General features: G+C 62.5%; 27 protein-coding genes. 5 read left to right on the top strand and 22 right to left on the bottom strand.

Features of this window, described 5'->3' with window-relative positions; translation table 11 throughout:
* Positions 1-29 precede the first annotated feature (29 nt).
* From phnX to GR212_RS29645, 10 genes are all read right to left on the bottom strand, one after another.
* Entirely contained in the window at positions 30-833 is an 804-nt protein-coding gene (gene phnX, locus GR212_RS29690) for a phosphonoacetaldehyde hydrolase (RefSeq protein ID WP_163992321.1), read from the bottom strand.
* A gap of 5 nt (positions 834-838) precedes the next feature.
* Positions 839-1,984 carry a TIGR03364 family FAD-dependent oxidoreductase gene (locus GR212_RS29685; RefSeq protein WP_163992319.1) on the bottom strand — a complete coding sequence of 382 codons (1,146 nt, stop codon included), beginning with the start codon at positions 1,982-1,984 and terminating at the stop codon, positions 839-841.
* 123 nt (positions 1,985-2,107) lie between these two features.
* Entirely contained in the window at positions 2,108-3,010 is a 903-nt protein-coding gene (locus tag GR212_RS29680; protein WP_163992317.1) for a LysR family transcriptional regulator, read from the bottom strand.
* Between the two features lie 109 nt (positions 3,011-3,119).
* On the bottom strand, positions 3,120-3,917 hold the full coding sequence (locus tag GR212_RS29675) for an ABC transporter permease subunit (protein WP_163992315.1): 798 nt from the start codon (positions 3,915-3,917) through the stop codon (positions 3,120-3,122).
* Entirely contained in the window at positions 3,901-4,770 is an 870-nt protein-coding gene (locus GR212_RS29670; RefSeq protein WP_163992313.1) for a 2-aminoethylphosphonate ABC transporter permease subunit, read from the bottom strand. Before GR212_RS29670 ends, GR212_RS29675 begins: the two co-directional genes overlap by 17 nt.
* Positions 4,763-5,905: an ABC transporter ATP-binding protein gene (locus GR212_RS29665; protein WP_163992311.1), complete on the bottom strand. Its 1,143-nt coding sequence runs from the start codon at positions 5,903-5,905 to the stop codon at positions 4,763-4,765. The genes GR212_RS29670 and GR212_RS29665 overlap by 8 nt, the downstream gene beginning before the upstream one ends.
* Positions 5,905-6,936 carry a 2-aminoethylphosphonate ABC transporter substrate-binding protein gene (locus GR212_RS29660; RefSeq protein ID WP_163992309.1) on the bottom strand — a complete coding sequence of 344 codons (1,032 nt, stop codon included), beginning with the start codon at positions 6,934-6,936 and terminating at the stop codon, positions 5,905-5,907. Before GR212_RS29660 ends, GR212_RS29665 begins: the two co-directional genes overlap by 1 nt.
* Before the next feature lie 276 nt (positions 6,937-7,212).
* Positions 7,213-7,812, bottom strand: a complete 600-nt coding sequence (locus GR212_RS29655) for a TetR/AcrR family transcriptional regulator (RefSeq protein WP_348643574.1) — start codon at positions 7,810-7,812, stop codon at positions 7,213-7,215.
* Positions 7,813-7,825: 13 nt separating this feature from the next.
* Positions 7,826-8,254, bottom strand: coding sequence for a hypothetical protein (locus GR212_RS29650; protein ID WP_163992307.1), 429 nt, complete (start codon positions 8,252-8,254; stop codon positions 7,826-7,828).
* Positions 8,251-8,694: a hypothetical protein gene (locus GR212_RS29645; protein ID WP_163992305.1), complete on the bottom strand. Its 444-nt coding sequence runs from the start codon at positions 8,692-8,694 to the stop codon at positions 8,251-8,253. The genes GR212_RS29650 and GR212_RS29645 overlap by 4 nt, the downstream gene beginning before the upstream one ends.
* 631 nt (positions 8,695-9,325) lie before the next feature.
* On the opposite strand from GR212_RS29645, the gene GR212_RS29640 reads away from it, so the two are divergent.
* Positions 9,326-10,168: a helix-turn-helix transcriptional regulator gene (locus GR212_RS29640; protein ID WP_246726060.1), complete on the top strand. Its 843-nt coding sequence runs from the start codon at positions 9,326-9,328 to the stop codon at positions 10,166-10,168.
* Here GR212_RS29640 and GR212_RS29635 read toward each other — a convergent pair.
* The 3 genes from GR212_RS29635 to paaN all read right to left on the bottom strand — a co-directional run bounded on the left by GR212_RS29635 (position 10,158) and on the right by paaN (position 14,866).
* A complete protein-coding gene (locus tag GR212_RS29635; RefSeq protein ID WP_281411089.1) occupies positions 10,158-10,799 on the bottom strand; it encodes an acyl-homoserine-lactone synthase in 642 nt (213 codons plus the stop codon). The two genes, GR212_RS29640 and GR212_RS29635, sit on opposite strands and share 11 nt — an antisense overlap.
* A 273-nt stretch (positions 10,800-11,072) precedes the next feature.
* Positions 11,073-13,130: a 3-hydroxyacyl-CoA dehydrogenase NAD-binding domain-containing protein gene (locus GR212_RS29630; RefSeq protein ID WP_163992302.1), complete on the bottom strand. Its 2,058-nt coding sequence runs from the start codon at positions 13,128-13,130 to the stop codon at positions 11,073-11,075.
* A 74-nt stretch (positions 13,131-13,204) separates the two neighbouring features.
* Positions 13,205-14,866, bottom strand: coding sequence for a phenylacetic acid degradation protein PaaN (gene paaN / locus GR212_RS29625; RefSeq protein WP_163992300.1), 1,662 nt, complete (start codon positions 14,864-14,866; stop codon positions 13,205-13,207).
* A gap of 100 nt (positions 14,867-14,966) precedes the next feature.
* Here paaN and paaG point away from each other — a divergent pair, with 100 nt between their 5' ends.
* The 4 genes from paaG (at position 14,967) to GR212_RS29605 (ending at position 18,250) form a co-directional block, all read left to right on the top strand.
* Positions 14,967-15,755, top strand: a complete 789-nt coding sequence (gene paaG / locus GR212_RS29620) for a 2-(1,2-epoxy-1,2-dihydrophenyl)acetyl-CoA isomerase PaaG (RefSeq protein ID WP_163992297.1) — start codon at positions 14,967-14,969, stop codon at positions 15,753-15,755.
* Entirely contained in the window at positions 15,752-16,201 is a 450-nt protein-coding gene (paaI, locus tag GR212_RS29615; protein WP_432444419.1) for a hydroxyphenylacetyl-CoA thioesterase PaaI, read from the top strand. Before paaG ends, paaI begins: the two co-directional genes overlap by 4 nt.
* A gap of 37 nt (positions 16,202-16,238) precedes the next feature.
* Positions 16,239-17,549, top strand: a complete 1,311-nt coding sequence (gene paaK, locus GR212_RS29610) for a phenylacetate--CoA ligase PaaK (RefSeq protein WP_163992296.1) — start codon at positions 16,239-16,241, stop codon at positions 17,547-17,549.
* A gap of 104 nt (positions 17,550-17,653) precedes the next feature.
* Positions 17,654-18,250: a TetR/AcrR family transcriptional regulator gene (locus GR212_RS29605; protein WP_163992295.1), complete on the top strand. Its 597-nt coding sequence runs from the start codon at positions 17,654-17,656 to the stop codon at positions 18,248-18,250.
* Between the two features lie 9 nt (positions 18,251-18,259).
* On the opposite strand, the gene GR212_RS29600 is transcribed toward GR212_RS29605, so the two are convergent.
* The 9 genes from GR212_RS29600 to paaA all read right to left on the bottom strand — a co-directional run bounded on the left by GR212_RS29600 (position 18,260) and on the right by paaA (position 26,055).
* Entirely contained in the window at positions 18,260-18,874 is a 615-nt protein-coding gene (locus GR212_RS29600) for a transferase hexapeptide repeat family protein (protein WP_163992294.1), read from the bottom strand.
* The gene (locus GR212_RS29595; RefSeq protein ID WP_163992293.1) at positions 18,875-19,393 is read right to left on the bottom strand and encodes an acyl-CoA thioesterase; all 519 of its coding nucleotides are present in this window, start codon (positions 19,391-19,393) and stop codon (positions 18,875-18,877) included. It abuts the gene before it with no gap.
* 4 nt (positions 19,394-19,397) lie between these two features.
* On the bottom strand, positions 19,398-21,455 hold the full coding sequence (paaZ, locus tag GR212_RS29590) for a phenylacetic acid degradation bifunctional protein PaaZ (RefSeq protein ID WP_163992292.1): 2,058 nt from the start codon (positions 21,453-21,455) through the stop codon (positions 19,398-19,400).
* 68 nt (positions 21,456-21,523) lie between these two features.
* Positions 21,524-22,279, bottom strand: a complete 756-nt coding sequence (locus GR212_RS29585; protein WP_163992291.1) for a Phenylacetic acid catabolic protein — start codon at positions 22,277-22,279, stop codon at positions 21,524-21,526.
* 39 nt (positions 22,280-22,318) lie between these two features.
* Positions 22,319-23,395 (bottom strand): 1,2-phenylacetyl-CoA epoxidase subunit PaaE, encoded by a 1,077-nt coding sequence (gene paaE, locus GR212_RS29580; RefSeq protein WP_163992290.1) that lies wholly within the window; start codon positions 23,393-23,395, stop codon positions 22,319-22,321.
* Positions 23,396-23,420: 25 nt separating this feature from the next.
* Positions 23,421-23,945: a 1,2-phenylacetyl-CoA epoxidase subunit PaaD gene (paaD, locus tag GR212_RS29575; RefSeq protein WP_163992289.1), complete on the bottom strand. Its 525-nt coding sequence runs from the start codon at positions 23,943-23,945 to the stop codon at positions 23,421-23,423.
* Positions 23,946-23,954: 9 nt separating this feature from the next.
* The gene (paaC, locus tag GR212_RS29570; RefSeq protein WP_163992288.1) at positions 23,955-24,737 is read right to left on the bottom strand and encodes a 1,2-phenylacetyl-CoA epoxidase subunit PaaC; all 783 of its coding nucleotides are present in this window, start codon (positions 24,735-24,737) and stop codon (positions 23,955-23,957) included.
* Positions 24,737-25,021 (bottom strand): 1,2-phenylacetyl-CoA epoxidase subunit PaaB, encoded by a 285-nt coding sequence (paaB, locus tag GR212_RS29565; RefSeq protein WP_028745698.1) that lies wholly within the window; start codon positions 25,019-25,021, stop codon positions 24,737-24,739. The genes paaC and paaB overlap by 1 nt, the downstream gene beginning before the upstream one ends.
* Before the next feature lie 29 nt (positions 25,022-25,050).
* Positions 25,051-26,055, bottom strand: coding sequence for a 1,2-phenylacetyl-CoA epoxidase subunit PaaA (paaA, locus tag GR212_RS29560; RefSeq protein ID WP_163992286.1), 1,005 nt, complete (start codon positions 26,053-26,055; stop codon positions 25,051-25,053).
* Positions 26,056-26,190: the final 135 nt, after the last annotated feature.

Below are 26,190 nucleotides of genomic sequence, written 5' to 3'. Positions count from 1 at the left end.
CCGGCACCACCGCTCAAAGATCAGCCGGATTACGGCCGTTCGCCGGCCGCGAGACGCCGTTCGATATCATCGATCACAGGCATCAGATCGGCAACGGTATCGATGATGTAATGCGCCCCCTGTGCCTTCAGCGCGGCGGCTGCGCGCTCGCGGACCTTGGCGAGCGCATCCGGGGCCATGGCGGCGACGTCCTGCGGGGTCAGTCCTGCCTCGTTGCCGCTCAGGGCGACGCCAACCGTCCAGCAGCCGGCCGCGACACCCTCGTCGATGCCGACGCCGGTATCGTCCACCTTGACCACCGCATGCGCCGGCCAGACATCGAGATCGAGAAAGCATTTGTACATGTTCATCGGCGTCGGCCGGCCATGCGGCAGGTCTCCCGCGCAGACGAGATTATCGACCTCATAGCCCTGCTCCCTGGCAAGCGGCAGGACGCGCTCCATGATCGAGCGGGTGTAACCCGTCGTGGAGCCGATCTTCATTCCGCGCTGACGCAGCGATGCCACGACGCCGGTCGTGCCGGGCACCAGATCGGCGAACTTGTGAACCACCTCTTCGTTCATCGGAACGAAGACCTCATAGATGGCATCGACATCCGCCGCCGTCGGCGCCCTGCCGTGACGCGCCGCCCACAGCTCCCTAATGCGCGGCTGCCTCAGCATGGCATCGACATGGTCCCATTTCGGCCGACCCATCGGCTCGCGCGCTTCGGCGATCGTGACCTCGATGCCGAAGCGGCTGAACGCCTCGACGAAGACACCCATGGGGGCGAAGGATCCGAAGTCGATGACCGTCCCCGCCCAGTCGAATACAACGGCTTTCAATTGGCTCACTGGTTTCACTCCCAAGACCGAGATGTTGAGGCATAGAGATCGTCGACCACCTGTTCGCCCAGGGCGAAGCCGGTCGATGCGCCTGTTCCGCCTGTCACCATGACCAGGCGGATATGATCGGCGGGGCGCTCGACCAGCACCGTGCGCTCCTTCGAGGAGGCATAGGTGCCGATCCAGCGATTGACGACATGCCGACCCGGCAGGTCGAACACGCGATCGAACTCATCGAGGATCAGCCGGTCGAAGCGCTCGCTTGCAAATGGCTGCTGCGCATTGCCGTAGACGTGACTGTCGCCGACGACGAGCGAGCCATCGGCCGACTGGACGGCGATCAGGTGAATGCCGGCGGCGCGGCTTTCGGCCTCTTCGAGATCGAGCCTCTTTCCAAGCGCGTCCGCCTCCGGCAGGTCGGCAAAACCCTCGTAACGGGCAAGGCTCATATCCGACATGACGGCCGCGCCGAACCGGCTCGGACGAGCGGGCGAGACGCGCAACATCTGCAGCGTGCAAATCGTCAGCGGGTGCCGGCCGATGACCTCGGGGAAAAGCGTCGAGAAATCGTCGCCGGGGCAAACGACCACCGCGTCTGCCTCGATCGCGCCATGGCTGGTCTCGATCCGTGTCCCGTCGATGGCGCGGACAGCCGTGTTCCAGCGGAAATCGACCTTGTGCCGGGCTTCGAGCCAGGCAGCGAGTTTCGGCAGCGCCTCGGAGGACTCGACGCGCAGCTCATGCGGGCTGTGGAGAATTGTCTCGACGCCGTCGAGACGCAGGCCCGGCACGAGATCACCGGCCTCGGCCTTCGTCATCAGCCGGCATTTCTCGCCCATCGGCGTCTTCAGGAAGGCATCCACCACGACGGCGGCCTCCGGACGTCGAGCCGGCATCACCAGACCATGGTGGATGACCGCAATACCGGCATCGTCGACGATCTCGGCCCATATATCGCGAGCCCGCATGGCCCGCTCCCAATGTGCGCCCGCCTTCTGGCCGGTGATGGTGACGAAGCCGAAATTGCGGATCGAAGCGCCTACCGCCCTGGCATTGCGTTCGATGACGACGACTTTCTTGCCCTGACGTGCAGCGGCCAAAGCCACGCCAATGCCGACAATCCCTGCACCGACAACCGCAAGATCATACCCATTCGCCATCGCGTCACCCTTTCCTCGGCCGGCCTTCAACCTCGGCCGCCAGTCTGTAGGGTAAAGACTAGCAAAACGATATGACAGAATTATAAATTATCAGAAATTATATGATTTACCTATAATTTGAGCTCAGGCGGAAGGCAGTCCACCACCGACTTCGAGCGCATGGTCCTTCGCGACATCGAAGAAGGCCTGGATGGCGGCGTGGTCGCGGCATTCCGGCAGGGTGACGAGATAGTGGCCGATGGCGAGCTCGGGCTCGACCAGCGGCACGACCTCAATATGGTCGTCGGGGGGGACCTCGCCTTCGATGGAGATCGCCAGTCCGATCCCGGCGGCGGCAGCGGCATAGGCGACGTCGAGCGTCGCGACCTCGAGGACCGGTTTCAATCGCACGCCCTGCTTGTTGGCGGCATCCTCCAGAAGCGTGCGGGTGCCCGAAGCCTTGTTCCAGAGCACCATGTCGCGCCCGTCGAGATCGGCCAGAGCCAGCCGGCCCTTCGCAAGCATCGGATCGCCTTTGCGGCCATAGATCGCAATCCGGGATTCATGCAGCCTCAGCGAGGAAAAGCGGTTGTCGGGGGCGACCTGCGAGATGGCGGCGACGTCGAGTTCGCCGCGCAGCACGGCATCGGCCAGATCAAGAGACGGCCCGCCGCGCGTCGACAGGCGCAGGGACGGATATTCCCGAACGAATGCCGTCAGGATCGGCATGATCAGACGGTGCGCGCTGAAGCCGATCGAGATCGTGCCCGTGTTCAGCGATGTCGTATCGGTGATCGCGCGATCGACCTCGCTCAGGCATTTCAGCGTGATCCGGATCTTGGCAATAAGGTCGATCGCCGACGGCGCGACGCTGACATTGTGACCGTCGCGGATGAAGACGCGGGTACGGCACAGTTCCTCGAACGACTGGATCTGCGTCGAAACCGAGGGCTGACTGATGCCGAGGTCCTCGGCCGCACGGGAAAATTTCCCCGTGCGCGCCAGTGCTTCGACGGCTTTCATTTGCGCAAGCGTTACAGACGGCATTCTGGACAGCCCCACCTTCGGAAATCGTACAGCTGCCCGTTTCAATAAGTCGCGTGTCCCGACGAGGCAACCGGCTTTCGACTGGATGCCCTCCGCCGGCCGCATGACGTCAGCGCAGGACCGACCTGTTGGAAAGCCGCGACAGCCCCCATAGCACGATCAATGTCGCGGCCCCGAGGATCATCGTCAACGTTGCGGCATCGAAGATGGCGCCGCGGTCGGAGAGCGCAAAGATATTGACCGGCAGGGTGACCCAACCCGGAGGATAGATCATGACAGTCGCACCCAGCTCGCCCATCGACAGCGCAAAGCTGAGACTGAAGGCGGCGACGAGATAAGGCATCAGCAGCGGCAGCGTGACGCGTCGCAGCCGATAGAACGGACGGGCCCCCAGGCTTTCGGCGATCTGCTCGCATTCGACGGGCAGCCGCGCCAGACCGGCCGAGACGTTGCCGTAGGTGAAGGCGGAGATCAGCACGAAATGCGCGATCAGCACGATCATGCGGGTTCCGTTCAGGAGCAGCGGCGGCTGGCTGAAGGCGACCAGCAGACCCAGCCCGATGGACACAGACGGAACCGCGCTCGGAACGAAGAAGATCAGGTCGAGGACGCGCCTGCGCAAGGGCTTCATCTTGCGCAGCGCCAGCGCCGCCCAGGTGCCGCTGACGAGTGCGGCCACGCTTGCGAGCGCTCCCGTGATGATGCTTGCCTTCAGGCTGTCGAACGAATCGCTGCGGAAGGCGTTGGCATAGTGAACCAATGTCAGCTTGCTGGGCAGGATATCGTTCCACTGCCCGCTGATGCTGGCCAGCGCAATCACGGCGATCGGCAGGCCATAGACGATCGCAAAGAGCGGCACGACGAACGCCCAGACCAGAAACCGGCCGGATTTAGACCATATCAGCACGATTGCCTCCCAAGTGAGCGATCGCCGCCCTGTAGAGACTGTAAAGACCGAGCGACAGCAGAACATTGACCACGGCGATGACGCAGGCCGTCGTATAGTCGAACTCCTGGATCGCCTTGGCATAGATGAGAACGGGCAGCGTAATGACACCCTTGGCGCCGATGAAGAGCACGATGCCGAACTCATTGACCGTCAACAACAGGCAGAGGCTGCCGCCGGCGATCAGGGCGGGCATGGCCGCCGGCAGAATGACCTGCCGCACGATGCGCCAGGGCTTGGCCCCAAGGCTGCTGGCAACCTCGATCTGGGCCTGGTCGATTTGCGAGAACGTGGCAAGCAGCGGCCGCATGACGAAGGGCGTATAGACCGTCGTTTCCGCCAGGATGACACCCCATTGCGAATAGAGAAAGTCGACCGGCGGCAAATCGACCTGCATCAGCCGCATTAGGCCTTCGTTGAGGAGGCCCGCCGAGCCGTAGATGAAGGTGAAGGCGAGCGTGACCAGGAAAGTCGGCAGCGCGATGAAGGTGTCGATCAACCGCCCGCAGAACTTCGCGCCGGGAAATGGCACGAACGCGATGACGAGCGAAAAGACGAAGCCGAGCACGAGGCATCCCGCCGTCGAACCGAGCGCGATGACGATGGTGTGCTGCAGCCCGTCATGGAACTCGCGAGACGACAAGACCTCGGCGAATGCCGCAAGCGACAAGGTGCCGGGATCACCGAGCGACTGCCGGGCAATGAGACCCAGCGGATAGAAGAACAGTATCGCCAGGATGAGCAGCGGCGGTACGCTCCACAGGCGATCCCAGCGCAGTCCCCGTTCAAGCGTTCCGGCAGCAACATCAGCCATGACGGCCATCCTCCGGCACCAGGGTAACGTCGGCCGGATTGAAGTGAAGCGTCAGCACCGCGCCCGGAACGGGCGGCAGACTCATCGGCGCCGACGACATGCGAACCTCCTGCCCGGCAACATCGAGGGTGACATTATGGGTGTCGCCCTGCCACTGAACGCTGCGCACGACGCCGGTCAGCCGGTTGCTGTCGCCCTGCGGCGCATCGAGGCGGAAATCATGCGGCCTGGCGCAAAGCAGACAATCGCTGCCTGCAGACAGACGGTGATGATTGCGCGCCACCAGCACCTGATCTCCGAACCGCACCTGCGCCCGCTGCTCGTCGAGCGGCTCCACGCCCTTGACTTCGAGAAGATTGGCACGGCCGAGAAACTCCGCGGAGAAGCGGTTCGGCGGATAGCGGAACAGCGACTGGGCATCGCCGAAGGCCCGGAGCTTGCCATCGCGCATGATGCCGATATGGTTGGCGAGCGTCAGCGCCTCGGACTGGTCGTGGGTTACGTAGAGCACGGTCAGGGACGGCAGCTCGCGATGCAGCCTTGCAAGCTCGTCCACCATCGAGCGGCGGATCTGCGCGTCGAGCGCCGACAGCGGCTCGTCCAGCAGCAGCACCTGCGGCCGGATGGCGATGGCACGGGCGATCGCGACGCGCTGCTGCTGGCCGCCGGAAAGCTGTCGCGGATAGCGCTTTGCATAGGCCGCCATGCCGACCATGACGAGCGCTTCCGGCACGCGGGCGCGAATGACCTCTTCCGGCGTGCGGCGAGCGCGCAGCCCGAAGGCGACATTCTCTTCCACGCGCATATGCGGAAAGAGCGCGTAATTCTGCACCACCATGCCGATGTCGCGGTCATAGGGCGCGAGATGGGTGACATCGCGGTCACCGATCATGATACGGCCGCCCGAGGGGCGTACGAAGCCGGCAACGGCCCGCAGCGCCGTCGTCTTGCCCGATCCGGATGGACCGATCAGAGCGACGATCTCACCCGGATTGACGGTGAGGTTCAGCGAGTCGAGAACGGTGAGGCCATTGTAAGCGACGGAAACATCCTCGAAGACAATCCGCTTGGCTGACGCGGCCGACGTTTCCGTCGGCCGCCCGTTCTCGGATGGCTTTATGTTCGCCATCGTCATCAGTTGCTCGCGATCGCCTTGCCGTAGGCATCGACGTCCTGCTTCAGATCGGCAAGCACCTTGTTCCAGTCCGGCGACCAGATTTCGATGCCGTCCATGATGGCATGCAGCTTGGCGAAATTTTCATCCGTCGGATGAACGTCGGTACGTACAGGCAGGCCCTGGGCAACGGCGCTGACATCCTTCTGGGCATCCTCGCTCAACAGGAAGTCGATGAGTTTCTTGCCGTTGTCAGAATGGGGCGCGCCGGAGACGAGGCCGATATAGTAGGGCAGCGAGAAGGCGGTCTTCTTGCCATCCGGGCCGGTCGGGAAGAAGATCTTGATGTTCGGATTGTCGGCCTGCTGTGCCAGGTTCATCTGCAGGTCGCCATTGGCGACATAAAGCTCGCCCTTGTTGACGAGGGCGGTGAGCTTGCCGGTCGAGGCGGACGGGCCGAGATTGTTGGCCTGCAGCTTCTTGAGATAATCAAGTCCCGCATCCTTGCCGCCGAAGGCATGGAATGCCTGCAACATCAGGGCGGTGCCGTCACCGGCCTGGCCAGGCGTGGAATACTGGATCTTCTGCTTGAACTTCGGATCGAGCAGGTCCTGATAGGTGGCCGGCGGCGTCTTCAGCACCGAGCTGTTGTAGATGAAGTTCGGATAGTTGTTGATCATGGCGGCGTAGAAGCCCTTGGGATCCTTGTCGCGCGCTTCGATCTTGTCTGCGCCGGCAGGCGCGTAGGCCTCGAGCAGGCCTTCGCTTGCAGCCTTCTGCACGAAGGGAGGCAAGGTGACGAGAAGGTCGGCCTGCGTGTTGGACTTTTCCTTCGACAGCCGGTCGACGACACCGCTCGAGCCTGCCTCGACATATTGGACCTTGATGCCGGTCGCCTTGGTGAAGGCGTCGAACTCGTTGCCATACCAGCTCGGCGTGCCGTCATGCAGACCGTCGGCACTATAGATGGTGACGACATCATCCGCTGCCATTGCCGGCAGCGCGACAGAGGCCAGAAGGCCCGCAAGCGCAAAAATGGATTTCGTTTTCATGATCTTTCCTTTGCTCAATGACTTGACCCCTGCCAGCATCGGAGGCGGGCTAGCGTGAACGGCGCGAGCAAATTTATAGTCAATGACTATTTCATTTATATGACAATAGCTATTTCCTATAATTTTAATAAGGGAACAGAACTATCCAACCGGCTCCTCCGGGGCCGGTCCGCAAAGAAATGTCTGCTTGTCAAATTGCCCATGATCGCAGCTTCGAGACTGAAGAAATCCCGGCGCGGTCTGCAATGAACGCCCATATGCTCGGGCTGCGCCGACTTAGGCGCTTATAGATCGCCGACAGAAATCGGTAACGGCTGCGACCAGTCTCTGTCTGTCGACTTCGGGGCCGTCGGCCAGACAGTCATCCACGGCGCTGTGCATGGCGTTGAACAGCATGACGGCCGCAAGCCGGGCATCGACGAACGAGAAGGCTCCGGCGGCATGACCTTCGACAAGGAAGGATGTGAGGCGGCTGACGACAGGATTGGCGCGTTTCATATCCCGCTTCGTGGGCTGGAACTGATGGAACACCAGATCGTGGAGCGCCACCTCGTCGAGATAGGCGAGAACGCAGGTTTCCATCCAGGCGTCGAGCCGTTGCGCCCAGCTGTCGGAGGCCGCCACGCTGACCGCAGTCTCTATCCTTTCGCAAAACCGCTCGACGAAACGAGCCTGAAGAGCTGCAAGGACATCATCCTTCGTCTGGAAATAGAGGTAGAAGGTGCCCTTGGCGACATCGGCGGCATCGACGATTCCCGCAACGCTGGTGGCGGCAAAGCCTTTTTCCAGAAACAGGCGTTGCGCGGCGTCCATCAATTCCTCGCGGCGGATTTCCGGCGGCTTGGTGCGCGGACGCTGGCGGTCTGTAACGGTCACGGCTTCTCCTTGTTCACAAGCTGTCGATGACAAGACCCGCCGGCGCGAGAATGGATTTGCACAACCATGCCGCAGCACACGGGCTTTTGTCGAAGATTTCTAGCGGCATGTCCAGCGGAAGGCGAGCGAGACCTTGCCGCGTGATGTCGGCCATGGCCGTGGGCACGACGACCGCGACGCCGAGAAGAAGCCGGTGAAGAACGCCACGGACAGCGTCAATCCGTTGCACCGCCAAGCCGAGCCTGGCGACATCCCCCTGGAACACGGATCCGCAGGTTGCGATCAGCAGAAGAGCGAAAGGCTTTTCGTATGCCAGCCAACGCTCAACCGCGTCGAGGCCCGAGCTCACACCATTGGAATCCAATCCCGCCTCGGCGACCAGGATAGCAAGTGGCCAATGCGTCTCATCGCATTCCGGCGGTAGCGCTTCGAACGCCATCATGAGAGCCTGCACAAACCGGCGAGGCTTCGCAGCACCGACCCCATGTTCAGGGGTGTCCCTTGCATCGCGGAAAGGGAGGCAAGCCACATCGTCGCTTCGTTCACGTCATCGAACATCTGCGCGGGAACGCCGAACAGCTTTTCGGCATTCATCCGGCTCACCTCCTCCAGGGCCTCAGTCGGCACGACGGTCGCCATACCGATCACGAGCCGCCTGATGCGCTCGGCATTGGACTGAAGCCAGACTTTCGCCTCTCTTGCACTTCCTCCGGGGCGCTTGAGCGCATCGACATCCGTGAAGACCCGCAGGGTCGTAAACGGTTCGTCGCGGTCGAGCCACGACGTCCAGTCGGAAAGGAAAGCAAGCTGCTCTTGCGGCGACATGGCTCCGCGGGCAGCGGACAGCACGAGCGGCCATTGGGTAAGATCGTGACGGACCATGACGGGGATTTCTCCTATCGGTGAAGTTGAGGACAGGTGCTGCCGCGCACCGCGCTCCCGTACTCATGACTATGGGTGGGCATTCCGATTGCTCCCGAGCTAGAACGATAACGAGACGTACTTATGACTGACCGTCGGTCATTTGTAAAGGCAACGACCAGGGCGGCTCCCATATCGACGGACAATCGGAAGCGCGCGCCTCACGGAACGATGGCCGAATTGCGACTGATGACAGCAGGCGCTATGGGGCGGCAAGACGCTCGAATCGTTTGCGTGGGTCGGAGCAGCTACCGGAACGCGCGGCCCCTAAGACATGCAGAACGTCCCAGTTCGGGGCGAAAGTGCAGCCGAAAGACGTTCCTGACGGCTCGGCGTAGCGGCTCCCGGACCGGAAGAACAACGGGAGATCCCACAATAACGCTCTTAGTTGCGGATTCATGAATTATACGATCGCTCGATAGTTGCGATTACCGATGGATAGCGCATACTGTCGATAATATCCGCTGATGAACGATACCTTATACGTGCGCCCATAAATTCACAGACACAACCCAAGCATGATTGGCAGCGACTGTATTTTCGACAATTTTAGAAAGCCGATCATGACTTTGAACGATCGGCTTCCGAATAGTTGTATGTATGGCAGACGCAGTCCGGGGCAGCATTCAGGAACGGAAAAGACCTTCATCCGCGCCGTTCTTGGCCCCAGCGCCGCTTTTATCTCAGCTTCCATGGTGCATGTATGTTGACCGGATCACGTCAATCTCATTGCTTAGCCGAAATCGCTCAGGCGAACACGGCCGATGAGCTGCGCCAATTTCTATTCAAGTTCTGCTCTCTATACGGCCTTGCCAACGCAGTTTTTCATGTGACGCAGATCGCTGCGGTTTCACAGCGGAACCCTCTCCTCCTGCTAACCTATCCGTCGGAATGGGTGGAGACATATATTGCCCACGATTATTTCTCGATAGACCCCGTCGTTCAGGCCGGGCGCAGCGGATTCCTGCCATTCGACTGGTCTTCCCTCGACCTGAAGTCGCCGCAAAGCGCCTCGTTCTTCCGGGAAGCTGAAACGTTTGACGTCGGCCGCTATGGCCTGACGCTGGTGGTTCGAGGGCCGCATGGGGAACGATCGCTGTTTACGGTCACCTCCAATCTCCGGGGCAGCGATTGGGAACGGCTGCGAAACAGCATAATAGGCGACCTGCAGGTGATCGCCTATTATCTGCATGAACAATCAATGATCGTATCCGGCCTGCGGGAGCAAGGCGCCGGCCGAAAGCTTTCGAAGCGGGAAACCCAGTGCCTTGAGCTGCTGGCGCAGGGCATGCTTCCAAAGCAGATCACGACAAGGCTCGGCATTTCCGAAAGCGCGGTGCGGCTGTATCTCAGCTCAAGCCGCCGCAAGCTTCATGTCAGCACCACCAACCAGGCTATTGCGAAAGCGATCTCGCTTGAGATCATCAAAAGCTGAACTGGACATTGCCGGGAGATGAGGATGCAAATTGCAGGGAAGGGCTCCGGTCATCCTTGCGCATCGCCTTCAACCGCTGCTCGAGATGCTGATCGGTTTCCTCGCTCACTTCCCAAAGACCGACATAGAGATTGCCGATTTCCGGCCGCGAGCGCGCAAGCGGCGCAGGGGACCATCCGATCCTTCTGTAGACTCCGACCATCGATGCATCGTAAACACCCATGATATGCTCGATGCCGGATTTCAGGCTCAGGCGGCAGAGGCCAGAGAGCAGCTCGACGGCGGCTGTCTGCGACGGCGGATGCCGGGAATCGACCGGAGGGTGCACGCAGAACCGCGTGCATTCCCAGATCGAGGGGCTGCAAATGTCGAGATCCTCATCGAAAAAATGCTGAAACTCGCTCGACAGCATCGTCTCGCTGGTTGTCGGCAGCAAGCGCAGCGAGCCCGTGAGCACGTCATCCTCTTCCTTCACGGCCAGATAGATGGGATCGTGCTCGTCGTCGAAGCGGTCTATTTCCAGACCACCTTCGACAGTGACGTCCCACCCCATCCGATCCCGGAAAACGAGCGCGCGCGCGCGAAACATCTGGTTAAAATACGAAGACGCAGTCTCTCGGTCTCGTCGCATCAATATCTGTAGCATCGGACTCTCCAGGTTTTGAACCTTAAGAAAGCACCTTGGAGCCAAGCTTCAATATATCGATTCCGCCAGATTGCGCGGTGACAAACCTCCTTTAAAATTTAGGGGCACCGAGTAGAGCCGGAGCCGATTTTCCCGCAAAACGTGTACAACCAAGTTCTTGCCCGCCGACGCGATTTTGCCGATTTTCCTCAGAAAATGGTCGAGGCTCGGCCGAGCCGATTACACAATCGCAGCGCGAGTGCAGCGTTCAGCCGGCTGTCATCTGTCAAGCAACGTGAAGCCGCCATCTTCCGCCGCGCGCCGCAACGCGGCGCAAGGTGGCGCGGCAAGACCCGATGCGGCAAGCCGGTCCAGCACGGCGACGACGTCGGCAAGGCCACGGGCTTGCGCATAATGCATCGGGCCGCCGCGCCAGCGCGGGAAACCATAGCCATGGATCTTGACGAGATCGATATCGGCAGCGCGGACGGCAACGCCCTCGTCGAGGATCAACGTCGCCTCGTTCACCATCGGCAGGACGATGGCATCGACGATCGATGCCTCGTCCCAGGTCTTCTGCGGTCGTCCGGCCGCTTCTTCACCGACGACGGCCTCAACGACATCCGACGGTTGTGGCGTGCGCTCGCCGGGCCGATAGTCATACCAACCGCCGTTCGATTTCTGGCCGAAGCGCTCCATGGCGCAAAGCCGGTCGGCTATGGGCGCAAACGGCGTCTCCCCACGCTCGCGGGCGGCCTTGCGCTGGAAGGCGGCGATGTCGAGGCCGCCGAGATCCTGCGCTTCGAATGGCCCCATCGGCAAGCCGAATACGCGCATGGCAGCATCGACGGCGGCGGGCGTGGCCCCGGAAAGCAACAGCCGCTCCGCCTGCGCACGCGTAATCTTCAAGATGCGGTTGCCGATGAAGCCATCGCAAATGCCGGCACGGACGGGAATTTTTCCAAGCAGCCGTGCAAGTGCAAAGCCTGCCGCCAGCACTTCCGGCGCCGTCGTTCCCGTCGGCACGATCTCCAAAAGCTTCATGACATGGGCGGGACTGAAGAAATGCAGACCCAGGAAGCGTTCGGGCTGCGCAAGACCCTCGCCGATCTCGTCCGGATCGAGATAGGACGTATTGGTAGCCAGCACCGCGTCCGGACGGCAGACTTCCGACAGTTTGGCGAAGACGGCTCGCTTGACGGCGAGATCCTCGAAAACCGCCTCGATGACGAGATCGGTATCGGCGAGCAATCCGTAGTCATCGGTGCCGACGACGCCGGCCATCCGCTCCGCCGCGACGGCAGGCGAAATGCGCCCCCGCTTTGCAGAACCTTCGAAGATCTGGCTGACATTGGCGAGGCCGCGCTCGACGGCGGCTTCGTCACGCTCGACAAGAACGACTGGCAGACCGGCATCCCGCAGGGCCGCTGCAATGCCCGCCCCCATGGTGCCGCCACCGACGACGGCAGCAGAACGAATAGCGCGCGGCACGACGCCGGCAAGCTCCGGCGGACGAGGTGCGGCCCGCTCGGCGAAGAAGACATGCCGCAAGGCGGCAGCCTGCCCGGAGCCGCGCAGATCCAGAAACGTCTCGCGCTCGAAGGCCATTGCGGCCGCAAAATCCGCCTCGCACGCCCTGCGAACACAGGCGAGCGCGCGAAGAGGGGCAATTTCCCGCTTCGCCCTGGCCGCGACGGCTTTTTCCGCATGCTCCCAGAAACCGTCCTCGACGGCGGGAACATTGCGCTCCGAAATCGGCTGTGGCCTGGGCTTGTCAGCAATCTTCCGTGCGAAGGCAATGGCAGCCGATGCAAGATCGCCCTCGACAACGGTATCGACGAGACCGAGTGCGGCGGCCTTTCGCGCATCGATCGAACCGCCGCCCGTCACCAGGTCGACGGCAGCCGAGGCGCCGATCAGCCGCGGCAGGCGAACCGTGCCGCCAGCGCCGGGAATGAGGCCGAGCTTCACCTCCGGCAGGCCGAGGTTTGCCGACGCGGCGACCCGGTAGGCGCAACCGAGCGCCACCTCGAGACCACCGCCAAGCGCGCTGCCGTGGATCGCCGCCACCCATGGCTTGCCCGCACCCTCAATGCCGGCAACGACATCGGGAAGATGCGGAGGGAGCGGCGGTTTGCCGAATTCGCTGACGTCGGCCCCGGCAATGAAGGTGCGCCCAGCGCAGATGAGGACGGCCGCGCTTGCGCTCGCATCCGCGTCGATAGCGGAAACCGCCTCGGCCAGCGCCTGGCGCAATGCCTGCGAAAGCGCATTGACGGGCGGATTGTCGACGGTGACGACGGCGATTGCGCCTTCATGCGTAATGGTGACGGTCATGATCTCACAATCCTCGATAGGCGATGTCGTTTGCGATCAATACGGGTGTTCGGAATTTCTTAAACCGCGTCCCGTCACGCCGCGGCGGGGCGGCGCCACATGACGACACGAAACCGGTTGGCGACGAAGGCAGCATCCGTCAGGCTGGCGTTGCCTGCCGGGTTCGCACCAGTAACGTGGAAATCGCTGAAGGCCGCGCTCTGGTTCACATAGATGCCACCAGTCAGATTGACCGAAAGATTGACGCCAGCCTCAGCAAAACGGTCCGCGGCGGCCAGGATGCGTGCCTCGCTGGTCTCGTAAAGCGCCGCCGTGATCGCGCCTTTTCGTTCGGCCAATAGGGCCGCGCGGCTCACGCCGTCAGCGACATCATCCACGGCGACGACGAAGGCGATGGGTCCGAAGCGCTCCTCGCCATAGGCAGCCTCGTCGGCGGCATCGACGGCAAGGATCAGCGGCGTCGCCGTGCGTGCGTCGTCCAGGCCTTCGATTGGCGCAGAATCGCGCACAACGCGGCCAAGCGACCGGGCCTCGGCCACACGGGCGAGCGACGCCGGATTGGCGATTGCACCGCAGACGCCGGCGGCACGCGCCGGATCGGACAACAGGCCATCGACGGCCAAGGCAATGCCGGCGGCGACCTCATCGAAGCTCTTGTGGCCTTCATCCGTATCGATGCCGGAGCGCGGCACGAAAATATCCTGCGGCGCGGTGCACATCTGGCCGCTATAGAGCGACAGGGAAAAGGCGATGTTGCCGCACATGCCGGCAAAATTATCCGTCGCGCCGATGACGATCGAATTGACCCCGGCCTCTTCCGTATAGACATCGGCATTGCCGGCATGGGCGCGCACCCAGTCGCCGAAGCCGCCGGAGCCGGTGTAGTCGATGATTGCGATTGCCGGATGCTGGACGAGTTCCTTGGTGATCTCGGAACCGCTCGCATCGGCGGCGAGCAGCGCGACATTGGCATCGAAGCCTTCCTCGGCCAGCACCTGCCTGATGATCTCGACGGTGATGGCGAGCGGCAGGATTGCTGCCGGATGCGGCTTGACGATGACGGTATTGCCGGTGGCCAGGCTGGCGAACAAGCCCGGATAGCTGTTCCAGGTGGGAAAGGTATTGCAACCGATCACGAGAGAAATCCCGCGCGGCACGATGCGCCAGTGCTTTTCCAGCACGATCGGCTCACTCTTGCCCTGCGGCTTCGTCCAGATTGCCTCGGTCGGCGTGCGCGACATCTCGGCATAGGCGTAGGCGACGGCTTCGAGGCCACGATCCTGCGCATGCGGGCCGCCGGCCTGGAAAGCCATGGCAAAGCCCTGCCCCGTCGTATGCATCACGGCATTCGCCATTTCGAAGCTATGAGCATTGAGGCGGGCGAGAATTTCAAGGCAGATGCCGACGCGCGCCTCGACGGACGCAGATGCCCATTGCCGCGCAGCAGCCCGGGACGCCGAAACAAGCGCATCGGCGGATGCTGCAGGATAGCTGATGCCGAGCGATGGCCCATAGGGCGAGACTTCCGCCCCGACCCTGTGCTGCACCGGATGCCCGGCCATCTCGAAGGGCGTTGCAAGCCTTGCCTCATAGGCGGCAAGACCATCGTCCCTGGCAGTTTCACCGTAGATCTTGCCGCTGGGGATTTCGGAATAGGCGGACCAATAGTCGCGTTTTGCGGCCGCATCCAGGGCGGCTCGCAGCGTTTCGCGATGGCGCTCGAATAGTGCTGTCATTATTGTTCCTTCCAATCGGTGCTTTTATAATTGACTGACCGGTCGGTTTATGCAAGAGTTTTTTCACGGTCACCGCTGGGAAAGGTGACAGGGAGGATACATGTCCGATTCCGACACCATTCTTTCGGCGCTTGCCGATGGCGTTCTAAGCCTCACACTCAATCGACCCGACAAGCTCAATTCCTTCAACGAGGAAATGCATCTCGCGCTGCGCGCCGGCTTCGAACGCGCGCACAAGGATGCGGATGTACGGGCGGTTCTGCTGACGGGAGCCGGCCGCGGCTTCTCGGCCGGCCAGGACCTCGGCGACCGCGACCCGCGTAAGGGCACGCCGGATCTCGGCCATACGATCGAGACCTTCTACAACCCGCTGCTCCGCCTCATCCGCAGTCTGGAAAAGCCGGTCGTCTGCGCGGTCAACGGCGTTGCCGCCGGTGCCGGCGCCAATATCGCCTTTGCCTGTGACATCACGCTTGCCGCCCGTTCGGCACGCTTCATCCAGGCCTTCGCGAAAATCGGCCTCGTGCCGGATTCCGGCGGCACTTGGAACCTGCCGCGGCTTGTCGGCGAGGCCCGCGCCAAGGCGCTGGCGCTGACCGCGGAGCCTCTGGATGCGGAAACGGCAGCCAACTGGGGCCTGATCTGGCGCGCGATCGATGACGACAAGCTGATGGACGAGGCAAAGGCCCTCGCCATTCGCCTCGCGGCCGGCCCGACCAAGGGCCTCGGCCTGACGAAGCGCGCTATTCAGGCGGCGGCAACCAATTCGCTCGACGAACAGCTCGATCTCGAACGCGACCTGCAGCGCGAGGCCGGCCATAGCGCCGATTATGCCGAGGGCGTCACCGCCTTCCTCGAAAAGCGCAAGCCGGAGTTCAAGGGGCAATGAGCATGGCCGACAGCCTTTCCTCGCAGGCGCTTGCGCAAGCCTGCGCGAGATCCATGTGGGACGACGACAACGCCACCCGCCATCTTGGCATGGAACTGCTTGCCGTGGCACCCGGCGAGGCGACCCTGTCGATGGTCGTCACCGAGGCCATGACGAACGGTCATGGCACCTGCCATGGCGGCTACATCTTCGCCTTGGCCGACTCGGCCTTCGCATTCGCCTGCAATACCTACAACCAGCGCGCCGTCGCCCAGCACTGTTCGGTGACCTATATCGCGCCGGCTTTCAAGGGCGACCGGCTGAAGGCGACGGCGCGGGAGGTGTCGCGCCGCGGGCGTGGCGGCATCTACGACATCGCAATCACCAATCAGGAGGGCGAGCAGATCGCGGAATTCCGCGGCCACTCGCGCACAGTCAAGGGCACCCTTTTGCCGGAACAAGATTGAAGCCCCGGCACACCACGCATTCTCGGAGGAGACGTTCATGGAAGATCTTTCACCCCGCCCCGGCGAGCTTGAGGCAATAGAGACAGCCTCGCGCGACGAAATTTCCGGGCTGCAGCTCGAGCGCATGAAGTGGTCGCTCACCCATGCCTACGAGAATTCCCCCTTCTACCGGCAGCGTTTCGACGAAGCAGGCGTGCATCCTTCCGACCTGAAGACGTTATCGGATCTCGCCAAATTTCCCTTCACCACCAAGAAGGATCTTCGCGATACCTATCCTTTCGGCATGTTCGCCGTGCCGCGCGAAAAGCTCGCCCGTATCCACGCCTCCTCCGGCACGACGGGCAAGCCGACGGTCGTCGGCTATACGGCCAGGGACATCGACACCTGGGCGACCGTCGTCGCCCGTTCGATCCGTGCCTCCGGCGGCCGCGCCGGCGATGTGGTGCATGTCGCCTATGGCTATGGGCTCTTCACCGGCGGCCTCGGTGCTCACTATGGCGCGGAGAAGCTCGGCTGCACGGTCGTTCCGATCTCCGGCGGCATGACGGAACGGCAGGTCACGCTGATGCAGGATTTCAAGCCGCGCATCATCATGGTCACGCCCTCCTACATGCTTTCGATCCTCGATGAGTTCCGCCGCCAGGGCCTCGACCCGCGCGAAAGCTCGCTTGCCGTCGGCATCTTCGGGGCGGAACCTTGGACCAATGCGATGCGCGAGGAAATCGAGCACTCGTTCGACATGCATGCCGTCGATATTTACGGCCTGTCGGAAGTCATGGGCCCGGGCGTCGCCAGCGAATGCGTCGAAAGCAAGGATGGGCTGCACATCTGGGAAGACCACTTCTATCCGGAGATCATCGATCCGGTTACCGGCGCCGTGCTGCCGGACGGCGAGATCGGCGAGCTGGTCTTCACCACGCTGACCAAGGAAGGCCTGCCGATCATCCGTTACCGCACGCGCGACCTGACGCAGCTACTGCCCGGCACGGCACGCTCCATGCGCCGCATGGAGAAGGTCACCGGACGCTCCGACGACATGATGATCCTGCGCGGCGTCAACGTCTTCCCGACGCAGATCGAGGAACAGATCCTGAAATGTCGCGGGCTTGCGCCGCACTTCCAGATCGAACTGACACGCTCCGGCCGCATGGACAACATGACCGTGCATGTGGAATGCACGCTGGAGGCGGCGGATGAAACGGCGCGAAACGTTTCGGCCAAGGAACTCACCCACCACATCAAGAGCGTGGTCGGCGTGACGACCAGGATCACCGTCCATCCGCCGGGCGGCGTCGCACGCTCCGAAGGCAAGGCAAAACGCGTGGTCGACAACCGCCCGAAAGAGTGATTGGGCATCCAACGGGATAGCCTGACAGGGATTTGACTGTATATAGGAAATGTCGGCCGCAAAATGCGGCCACAATCGGCGGGGAATGAGCAGAGCAGGATCACATGGCACGCACGCGCGCAGTTGATTTCGAGGAAAAGCAGCGTGGCATCTTGGCGAGCGCGGCGGCGGTATTCGCCGAGATGGGCATGGAGAAGGCATCCATGTCGATGATCGCCTCGCACAGCAATGTCTCGAAAGCTCTGCTCTATCACTACTATCCCAGCAAGGACGCGCTGATCTTCGACATCGTGCAAACGCATCTGACCGAGCTGGAAAGCGCGATCGGAGCCGCCGATCGCACCGATGTGACGCCGCGGGAGCGGCTGCAACTGCTCGTGAAGGCCGTGCTGAAAAGCTATGAAGGCGCCGACAACGAGCACAAGGTACAGCTCAACGGCACGCATGCCCTATCGCCGGCGCAGCTGTCGGAGCTGCGGACGATCGAGAGGCGCATCGTCAAGCGCTTCTCCGGCATCATCGAAGACCTCAACCCGGACCTGAACAAGAACAAGCCGTTGCTGATGCCGGTCACCATGTCGCTCTTCGGCATGATGAACTGGGTCTATATGTGGTTCAGGCCCAATGGGCCCATCACCCGCGACGAATACGCCGATATCGCGACCACTCTCATCCTCGAAGGAATCAAGGCCGTCCGTTGACGCGGCCGGTCAGTCGCCAAGCTTCATCCTTTCGAGAATCAGCGGATCGTATTCCGGCGCGCGAATGCGGCGTCGGTCCGGCTCGGGCGCGGTCAGCGGCTCAACGGCCACCAGCTTCTCCTTCGCCTCCAGCGCCAGGCGCTGATAGATGGCGGTGCCCTGGCGCTTCCATGCGATCTCGTCTTGCGTAAGCTCGCGGATCACGCGCGCCGGCGAGCCGACGGCAAGGCTGTTTGCCGGGATTTCGGCACCGGCCTTGACGAAGGCCATGGCCGCCACGATGGCATTTTCGCCGATGACGGCCTCGTCCATGACGACCGCGTTCATGCCGACCATGGCATTGGCGCCGATCTTGCAGCCATGCAGCACCGCGCCGTGTCCGATATGTCCCGCCTCCCCGATAACGACCTCGAGGTTCGGAAAGCTGTGCACGACGCAGGTCTCCTGCACGTTCGAACCGCGCTCGAGCACGATGCGCCCGAAATCGCCCCGCAACACGGCGCCCGGCCCGACATAGCAGGCCGGGCCGACGATGACATCGCCGATAACGGTTGCGGCAGGGTGCACGAAGGCGGCCGGGTCGATGACGGGAATCACGCCGTCATAGGCATAGATCTGCGCCATCTACTCATCTCCCGATTTGTCTACGTCGCGTCCTGTGGCCGCCACCGATTCCAGTCTTTCGGCAAATTCGCGGCGCAAGGTCCGGCGAAGCTGGGCGGCCTTGTGTCGGCGGATGTCGACCGGTGTCACCGGCACCAGTTCGGGCACGCGGACCGGGCGGCCGGCCTCATCGACCGCGACCATGGTGAAGTAACAGGAATTGGTGTGGCGGCGCTGGCCGGAGCGGATGTTTTCCGCCTCGACGCGGATACCGACCTCCATGGAGGTGCGCCCGGTATCGTTGATCGAGGCGCGGAAGGTGACCAGCTCGCCGACATTGATCGACTCCTTGAACAGCACCTGATCGACCGACAGCGTCACCGCATATTGCTTGGAATAACGCGACGCACAGGAGAAGGCGACGCGATCGAGCAGGTTCAGAAGGGCGCCGCCATGCACTTTGCCGCTGAAATTCGCCATATCCGGCGTCATCAGCACGGTCATTTCCAGGCGATGCGGGTCTTGCTCGATCGTCGTCATGCGCTCACTCTCTCGTTTTCGCCACCATCGTCAGAACGTCGTATTGCGCGACGACGGCACCTAGCTGGTTCGTTACCTTGCAATCCCAGCGCACCTCGCCATGCTCGGCATTGGTGCGGGGATTGATCTCCTTGCAGGTCAATTGCACCTGGAGCGTATCACCCGGATTGACCGGTGTCAGGAAGCGCAGGCTGTCGACGCCGTAATTTGCGAGAACCGGACCGGGAGCCGGATCGACGAACAGGCCAGCGGCGAAAGAAACGATGAGATAGCCATGCGCGACGCGGCCTTCGAAGAACGGATTGGCCTTGGCAGCCTCCTCGTCCATGTGGGCGTAGAAGGTGTCGCCGGTGAACTTCGCGAAATGCTCGATATCGTCGAGCGTCACCGTGCGCTTGGCGGTGACGAGCTGATCGCCGATCTTCAGCTCGGCAAGCGATTTGCGGAACGGATGCTCGCTGCCGGTGCGAGCGTCCGCGCCATCCATCCAGCGCCCGGTGACGGCCGAGAGCAGGCGTGGGGTGCCCTGCACGGCGGTTCGCTGCATGTAGTGCTTGACGCCGCGGATGCCGCCCAGTTCCTCGCCGCCGCCGGCGCGGCCGGGGCCGCCATGAACGAGGCCAGGCAAGGGGGAGCCATGTCCGGTGGAACTCTTGGCGCTGGCGCGGTTGCCGATCATCACGCGACCGTGGAACGGCGCGAGGCCGAGCACGACCTCCTCGGCGAAACGGGGATCGTTGGTAAAGACGGAGGCGACGAGGCTGCCCTTGCCGCGCCGCGCCAGATCGACCGCCTCATCAGCCGTATCATAAGGCATGACGGTGCTGACCGGACCGAAGGCTTCGACATCGTGAACGGCGCGCGCCGAACCCGGCTTGTCGCAATAGAGAAGAACCGGGTTGAGGAAAGCGCCGGCGCTTGCGTCGCCGGACATGACGCTCGGGTTGTCCGGATCGCCACCGACGATCTCGGCGTCAGCCGCAAGATCGCGGATGCGCGCGCGCACTTCCTCGCGCTGATCAAGACTGGCGAGCGGCCCCATGCGAACAGTCTCGTCGGCCGGATTTCCGACCGCCGTCTTGCCGAGGCGATCGTTCAAGGCAGCAATCAACGCTTCGCTATAGGCCCTGGGCGCGATGACGCGGCGGATCGCGGTGCATTTCTGACCGGCCTTCACGGTCATTTCGCGCGCCACCTCCTTGACGAAGAGATCGAATTCCTCGGTGCCGGGGCCAGCATCGAGGCCGAGGACGGCTGCGTTGAGGCTGTCGGCCTCCATGGTGAAGCGCACGGAATTTTCGATGATGGCCCGGTGCGTCTTGAGACGCCGGCCGGTTGCGGCGGAACCGGTAAAGGTCACCACGTCCTGGCCCTCGACATGATCCAGGAGATCACCGACCGAGCCGCAAACAAGCTGCAGCGCGCCTTCCGGCAACAGGCCGGTCTCGATGATGCGGCGAACCATGAGTTCGGTCAGATAGGCCGTCTGGCTCGCCGGCTTGACGATGGCCGGAACGCCGGCAAGCAAGGTCGGCGCGACCTTTTCCAGCATGCCCCAGCACGGGAAGTTGAAGGCGTTGATATGAACGGCGACGCCCTGGAGCGGGGTCAGGATATGCTGTGCGGAGAAGCTCTGATCCTTGGAGAGCTGCTCCACATCGCCATCGAGCAATACGCGCGCATTCGGCAGTTCGCGCCGGCCCTTGGAAGCGTAGGAAAGCAGGGTTCCGATGCCGCCTTCGATATCGACCCAACTATCCGCGCGCGTGGCGCCCGTCGCCGTCGAAAGCGCATAGAACTCTTCCTTCATTTCGAACAGCGCCTGGCCGACGGCCTTCAGCATCGCAGCGCGCTCGTGGAACGACATGCGCCTGAGCGCCGGACCGCCCCTGTCGCGGCCATGGGCCAATGTCTGCTTGAAATCGATGCCCGAGGAATCGATGAAGGCGACGGGGGCGCCGGTCGATGCATCAAGCAGCGGCACGCCTTCCTTGGCGCCGGCGACCCAAGTGCCTCCGACATAGCTTTCAAGCCGGCGCGGCTGGTTTGCCATGATGTTCATCGGTATTTCCTTCCTTCATTTTTTCAGCAATCCCGAACGGAAAATCGCTACGCGCGTTTCCGGGGTGCTTAAATCAATCCGAGCGCAGACAGCTGCGCATCGGCATCGGCCCGCCATTCGGCAAGCAGGGTCTCGTTGGGCTGGTGGCGCAGGCCGAAGCGAGCCAATGTCTCGAAGCGTGCCGAGCCGGCATGGCCGAAGCTTGCCGCGACGCGGGGATACCAATAGGCGACCGAAGTCCGCGCCTTTACCCGACCTTCGGCATCGGCGACGATGCGGGCAAGACCGGCAGCGCCGAGCTCCGCATGCCGCTTTTCGCGCGGCAGGATAGTACGGAAGACTTCGGCCAACGGCTGATAGGAGACACGCGCCAGCTCTTTCAACTGCACGACGCTGGCGGCGCCCATCAGCACGTTCATGACGACGGCATCCGCCCAGCCTTCAAGCGGATAATGAAAGACCGAAAGCCGCATGTCGCCGCCTTGCCTGACGGCACCGATATCCGCTTCGCGGGAAAGCCGCGCCGCCCAGGGATGATGCACGGCATAGCGGCCGCCATCTACGCCGAAAGTCTCCATGATCTTCAGGACCTGGCCGGCATGATCGGTCTTTTCCAGCACGATGCGCGCGGCGGAAATGCGCTCCTGAATGCCGGGCGCATCGTTGATGACATCGGCAAAGCCTGCGGAGCCGGCCAGTTCGCTGTCCACGAAACTCGCCATCAGCCGCAGCAGCTCGCCACGATAGCGCGGAGGCACGTTGGCGGGCGAAGACAGCACCCCGCCCTCACCCAGATATTGCTCGATCGACATCGTCTCGGTCATCCCATTCCTCCCTTCGGTGCGGCTTGAGAGCCGAAAACGCTATTGGTCGTAGCTGACGACGATACGGTCGGTGAGCGGGTAGCACTGACAGGTCAGCACATAGCCCTGGCGCACCTCATAATCCTCGAGCGCATGGTTGACCTCCATCTCGACCTCGCCTTCGAGAACCTTGGCGCGACAGGTCGAGCAGACGCCCGCCTTGCAGGCGTAGGGCACGTCCATCGCGTTTTCGAGGGCGGCATCGAGCAGGCACTGGCCATGCTTGGGAAACTTGAAGGTGCGCGTCGCGCCGTCGAGCGTCACGGTCGCCTCGCAACTCGCGCCCTGGTCGGCGCCTGCTGCACTTTCCACCTTCCGGCGGGCGCGGCCCGGCTGCGAGGAGGCGAAGAGCTCGAACTTGATCTGGTCGTCGCGCATCCCGTGTTCGCGCAGCGCCGCAGCGATTGCCAGCATCATCGGCTCGGGACCGCAGATGAAGGCGGTGTCGACCGATTTCAGATCGATCCAGCCCTTGAAGAGAGCCGCGCATTTTTCCGCGTCGATCCGGCCTGTGAAAAGATCGATCTCCTGTGCCTCGCTTTCGAGAACGTGCAACACCGACAGGCGGCCGAGGTAGAGGTTCTTGAGGTCTTCCAGCTCTTCGCGAAACATGATCGAGCTGATCTGTCTATTGGCATAGACGAGCGTGAAGACGGAGCGCGGCTCGCGCGAAAGAACCGTCTTGATGATCGAGAGCACAGGGGTGATGCCACTGCCTCCGGCAAAGCCAAGATAGTGCCTTGCCACATCCGGCTGCAGCGCCGTGAAGAAGGCACCCATCGGCGGCATGGCTTCCAGCGTGTCGCCGGCCCTGAGATCTTCATTGACCCAGGTCGAGAAGCAGCCGCCATCCACGCGCTTGATGCCGACCTTCAGAACGCCTTCATCCTTGCCCGCGCAGATCGAATAGGAACGGCGGAGCTCCTCATCCTCGAACTTGCGGCGAAAGGTCAGATACTGGCCCTGCGTGAAATCGAAGATGGCCCGATCTTCGTCGGACGGCTTGAGCGTGACAACGACCGCATCGCGCGTCTCGCGACGGACATCGGTTACGGTCAAAGGATGGAAACGTGCCATGGATGCGGGCCTCGTCCTGTTGGGGTCAAATGCACTTGAAGTAGTCGAACGGCTCCAGACAGTCGGTGCAGCGATAGCTCGCCTTGCAGGGCGTCGAGCCGAACTGACTGATCTTTTCCGTAGCTGCCGATCCGCAGCGCGGACAGGCGATGGTGAGGTTGGAGCGGCCGGCAAGCCGGTCGATGCGTTTCATCAGCACGCCATCGGCGGCCGTGCCGTCGATCGGCGGGGCGATGCCGTAGGCGCGCAGCTTCTCGCGCCCCTCGGCGCTGATCCAATCGGTCGTCCAGGCAGGCGACAGCCGGCGCTCGAGGCGCACCCTGTCGAGACCTTTCTCGGCCAGCGCCCGCTCAATGTCGATGTTGATCACCGAGGTGGCGGGACAGCCCGAATAGGTCGGCGTCACCGTCACGACCAACGTGTCGTCCTGCCAGCCGACATCGCGGATGATGCCGAGATCGGTGAGCGAAATCACCGGGATTTCGGGGTCCGGCACCTCCGACAACCAGTGCCAGACCTCCGCGACGGAAGGGTGAAGTGCGGGCGCCATGTCAGCCTCCTACCAGGTCGCGCCCGGATAGGCGCGCTGCAGGAATTGCATCTCGGCGAGGATATAGCCGAGATGCTCCGTATGAACGCCGCGCCGTCCGCCCTTGTGCATGTAGCCGTCTGCCGGGCGCTTGAGCGTCGCTTCTGCGAGCGCATCAGCGACGATTTCGTCCCAGCCGGCCTCGAGGCTCTGCGGGTCCGGGATCGCGCCCACCAGCGCCAGTGCCTCATCGGCGGCATCGCAGACGAACATTTCGCCCGTGAACGGCCAGAGATCGTCAAGCGCCTCCTGCATGCGGCGATGGCTTTCGGCCGTGCCGTCGCCAAGGCGGATGATCAGGTCGCGGCTGCGATCGAGGTGATAGGAGACTTCCTTGAAAGCCTTTTCCGCGATCTCGGCAATGCGCCGGTCGGTCGAGCCCTTCAGCGCCTTCAGCAGCAGATAATGCCAGGCGTCATAAAGGAACTGGCGCATCAGCGTCTTGCCGAAATCGCCGTTGGGGCGTTCGACCAGCAGGATATTGCGGAACTGGAAACCGTCGCGCCGGTAGGCAAGATCATCCGCCGAGCGGCCTTTGCCTTCCACTTCGCCCGCCAGGCCGAGCCAGAGCTGCGTCTGGCCGATGAGGTCGAGCGCGGTGTTGGCAAGAGCAATGTCTTCCTCCAGCGCCGGCGAGTGGCCGCACCATTCCGAGACACGATGTCCAAGGATCAGCGCATTGTCGCCGATGCGCAGCAGGAACTCGAAAAGGGCGGCGCGATCGACCGCCGGCTCATACGCAACGGCGGCCATCACATGTGCCCCACTTCATCCGGAATGTCGAAGAAAGTCGGGTGGCGATAGACCTTCGAATTGGACGGGTCGAAGAGCGGGCCTTTTTCCGAGGGTGCGCTCGCGGTGATATCGGAGGAACGCACCACCCATATGCTGACGCCCTCGTTGCGGCGGGTATAGACATCGCGCGCATTGTTGATCGCCATTTCGGCATCGGGCGCATGCAAGCTGCCGACGTGACGATGGTTGAGACCGTGCTGACCACGGATGAAGACTTCCCAAAGCGGCCATTCGCTGGACATGTTTTTCACTCCCTGACTATCCTGCCTGCCTACTCGGCGGCGATCGTTGCGGCAGCGCGGCGGTCAGCCGCCTTCGCGGCATGGGCCGTCAGGCCGTCGCGGAACCATGCGCCGTCCTCCCAGGCCTGCTTGCGGGCATTGAGACGCTCCGCGTTGCAGGGCCCGTTGCCTGCGATCACGTTGAAGAACTCTTCCCAGTCCGGCTCGCCGAAATCGTAGCCGCCTTTTTCCTCGTTCCACTTCAGGTCCGGATCGGGGACGGTAAGGCCAAGATACTCGGCCTGGGGCACGGTCTGGTCGACGAACTTCTGCCGCAGCTCGTCGTTGGAATTCTGCTTGATCTTCCATGCCATCGACTGGGCCGAATGCACGGAGGCATCGTCCGACGGGCCGAACATCATCAGCGACGGCCACCACCAGCGGTTCAGCGCATCCTGTACCATGGCCTTTTGTGCCGGTGTGCCCTTCGCCATCTTCATCAGAACATCGAAGCCCTGGCGCTGATGGAAGCTCTCTTCCTTGCAGATGCGGATCATGGCCCGGGAATACGGGCCGTAGGAACAGCGCTGCAGCGGAACCTGGTTCATGATCGCCGCGCCGTCGACCAGCCAGCCGATCGCGCCGATATCGGCCCAGGTCAACGTCGGATAGTTGAAGATCGAGGAATATTTGGCCTTGCCGGAATGCAGCTGCTCATACATCTCGTCGCGGCTGATGCCGAGCGTTTCGGCGGCGCAGTAGAGATAAAGGCCGTGGCCGGCTTCGTCCTGCACCTTGGCGAGCAGGATCGCCTTGCGCTCCAGCGTCGGGGCGCGGGTAATCCAGTTGCCCTCGGGAAGCTGGCCGACGATTTCGGAATGAGCGTGCTGGCTGATCTGGCGTATCAGCGTCTTGCGGTAGCCTTCCGGCATCCATTCCTTCGGCTCGATCTTCTGGCCGGTATCGACGCGCTCCTGAAAGGCGCGCTCTTGCGGATCCATCTCGTCGAGGGAGCGGATGCGGGCGCTGTCGGTTTTCACCATCTGTGCATACATTGATCTTTCCTCCGTCTTCGCGCATCCGGCGCGCTCGAGAATGATCGCAGGCCTGCGATCGCCCTGAAACACTCAGCCAAGCCGGTGCTTCACGACATCACCAGTATAGGCCTGTTTCACGTTCTCCTCCACGAA

Source organism: Martinezella lusitana, from assembly GCF_010668395.1.
In the GTDB taxonomy this organism is placed as follows: domain Bacteria; phylum Pseudomonadota; class Alphaproteobacteria; order Rhizobiales; family Rhizobiaceae; genus Rhizobium; species Rhizobium lusitanum_A.
Note: the sequence above shows the minus strand (reverse complement) of the source record. Positions and strands in the feature narration are given on the sequence as shown.

Bases quoted from the DNA above. Each gene is read 5' to 3' on its own strand.
- paaD (WP_163992289.1), bottom strand. From the start codon at position 23,945: ATGGCGCCCGCACTTCACCCTTCCGTCGCGGAGGTCTGGCACTGGTTG.
- GR212_RS29600 (WP_163992294.1), bottom strand. From the start codon at position 18,874: ATGGCGCAGATCTATGCCTATGACGGCGTGATTCCCGTCATCGACCCG.
- GR212_RS29685 (WP_163992319.1), bottom strand. From the start codon at position 1,984: ATGGCGAATGGGTATGATCTTGCGGTTGTCGGTGCAGGGATTGTCGGC.
- GR212_RS29605 (WP_163992295.1), top strand. From the start codon at position 17,654: ATGGCACGCACGCGCGCAGTTGATTTCGAGGAAAAGCAGCGTGGCATC.
- paaE (WP_163992290.1), bottom strand. From the start codon at position 23,395: ATGGCACGTTTCCATCCTTTGACCGTAACCGATGTCCGTCGCGAGACG.
- paaI (WP_432444419.1), top strand. From the start codon at position 15,752: ATGAGCATGGCCGACAGCCTTTCCTCGCAGGCGCTTGCGCAAGCCTGC.
- paaK (WP_163992296.1), top strand. From the start codon at position 16,239: ATGGAAGATCTTTCACCCCGCCCCGGCGAGCTTGAGGCAATAGAGACA.
- paaG (WP_163992297.1), top strand. From the start codon at position 14,967: ATGTCCGATTCCGACACCATTCTTTCGGCGCTTGCCGATGGCGTTCTA.
- paaZ (WP_163992292.1), bottom strand. From the start codon at position 21,455: ATGAACATCATGGCAAACCAGCCGCGCCGGCTTGAAAGCTATGTCGGA.
- paaC (WP_163992288.1), bottom strand. From the start codon at position 24,737: ATGGCCGCCGTTGCGTATGAGCCGGCGGTCGATCGCGCCGCCCTTTTC.
- GR212_RS29660 (WP_163992309.1), bottom strand. From the start codon at position 6,936: ATGAAAACGAAATCCATTTTTGCGCTTGCGGGCCTTCTGGCCTCTGTC.
- GR212_RS29635 (WP_281411089.1), bottom strand. From the start codon at position 10,799: ATGCGACGAGACCGAGAGACTGCGTCTTCGTATTTTAACCAGATGTTT.
- paaN (WP_163992300.1), bottom strand. From the start codon at position 14,866: ATGACAGCACTATTCGAGCGCCATCGCGAAACGCTGCGAGCCGCCCTG.
- GR212_RS29670 (WP_163992313.1), bottom strand. From the start codon at position 4,770: ATGGCTGATGTTGCTGCCGGAACGCTTGAACGGGGACTGCGCTGGGAT.
- GR212_RS29630 (WP_163992302.1), bottom strand. From the start codon at position 13,130: ATGACCGTCACCATTACGCATGAAGGCGCAATCGCCGTCGTCACCGTC.
- paaB (WP_028745698.1), bottom strand. From the start codon at position 25,021: ATGTCCAGCGAATGGCCGCTTTGGGAAGTCTTCATCCGTGGTCAGCAC.
- paaA (WP_163992286.1), bottom strand. From the start codon at position 26,055: ATGTATGCACAGATGGTGAAAACCGACAGCGCCCGCATCCGCTCCCTC.
- GR212_RS29595 (WP_163992293.1), bottom strand. From the start codon at position 19,393: ATGACGACGATCGAGCAAGACCCGCATCGCCTGGAAATGACCGTGCTG.
- GR212_RS29680 (WP_163992317.1), bottom strand. From the start codon at position 3,010: ATGCCGTCTGTAACGCTTGCGCAAATGAAAGCCGTCGAAGCACTGGCG.
- GR212_RS29645 (WP_163992305.1), bottom strand. From the start codon at position 8,694: ATGGTCCGTCACGATCTTACCCAATGGCCGCTCGTGCTGTCCGCTGCC.
- GR212_RS29585 (WP_163992291.1), bottom strand. From the start codon at position 22,279: ATGACCGAGACGATGTCGATCGAGCAATATCTGGGTGAGGGCGGGGTG.
- GR212_RS29665 (WP_163992311.1), bottom strand. From the start codon at position 5,905: ATGACGATGGCGAACATAAAGCCATCCGAGAACGGGCGGCCGACGGAA.
- GR212_RS29650 (WP_163992307.1), bottom strand. From the start codon at position 8,254: ATGATGGCGTTCGAAGCGCTACCGCCGGAATGCGATGAGACGCATTGG.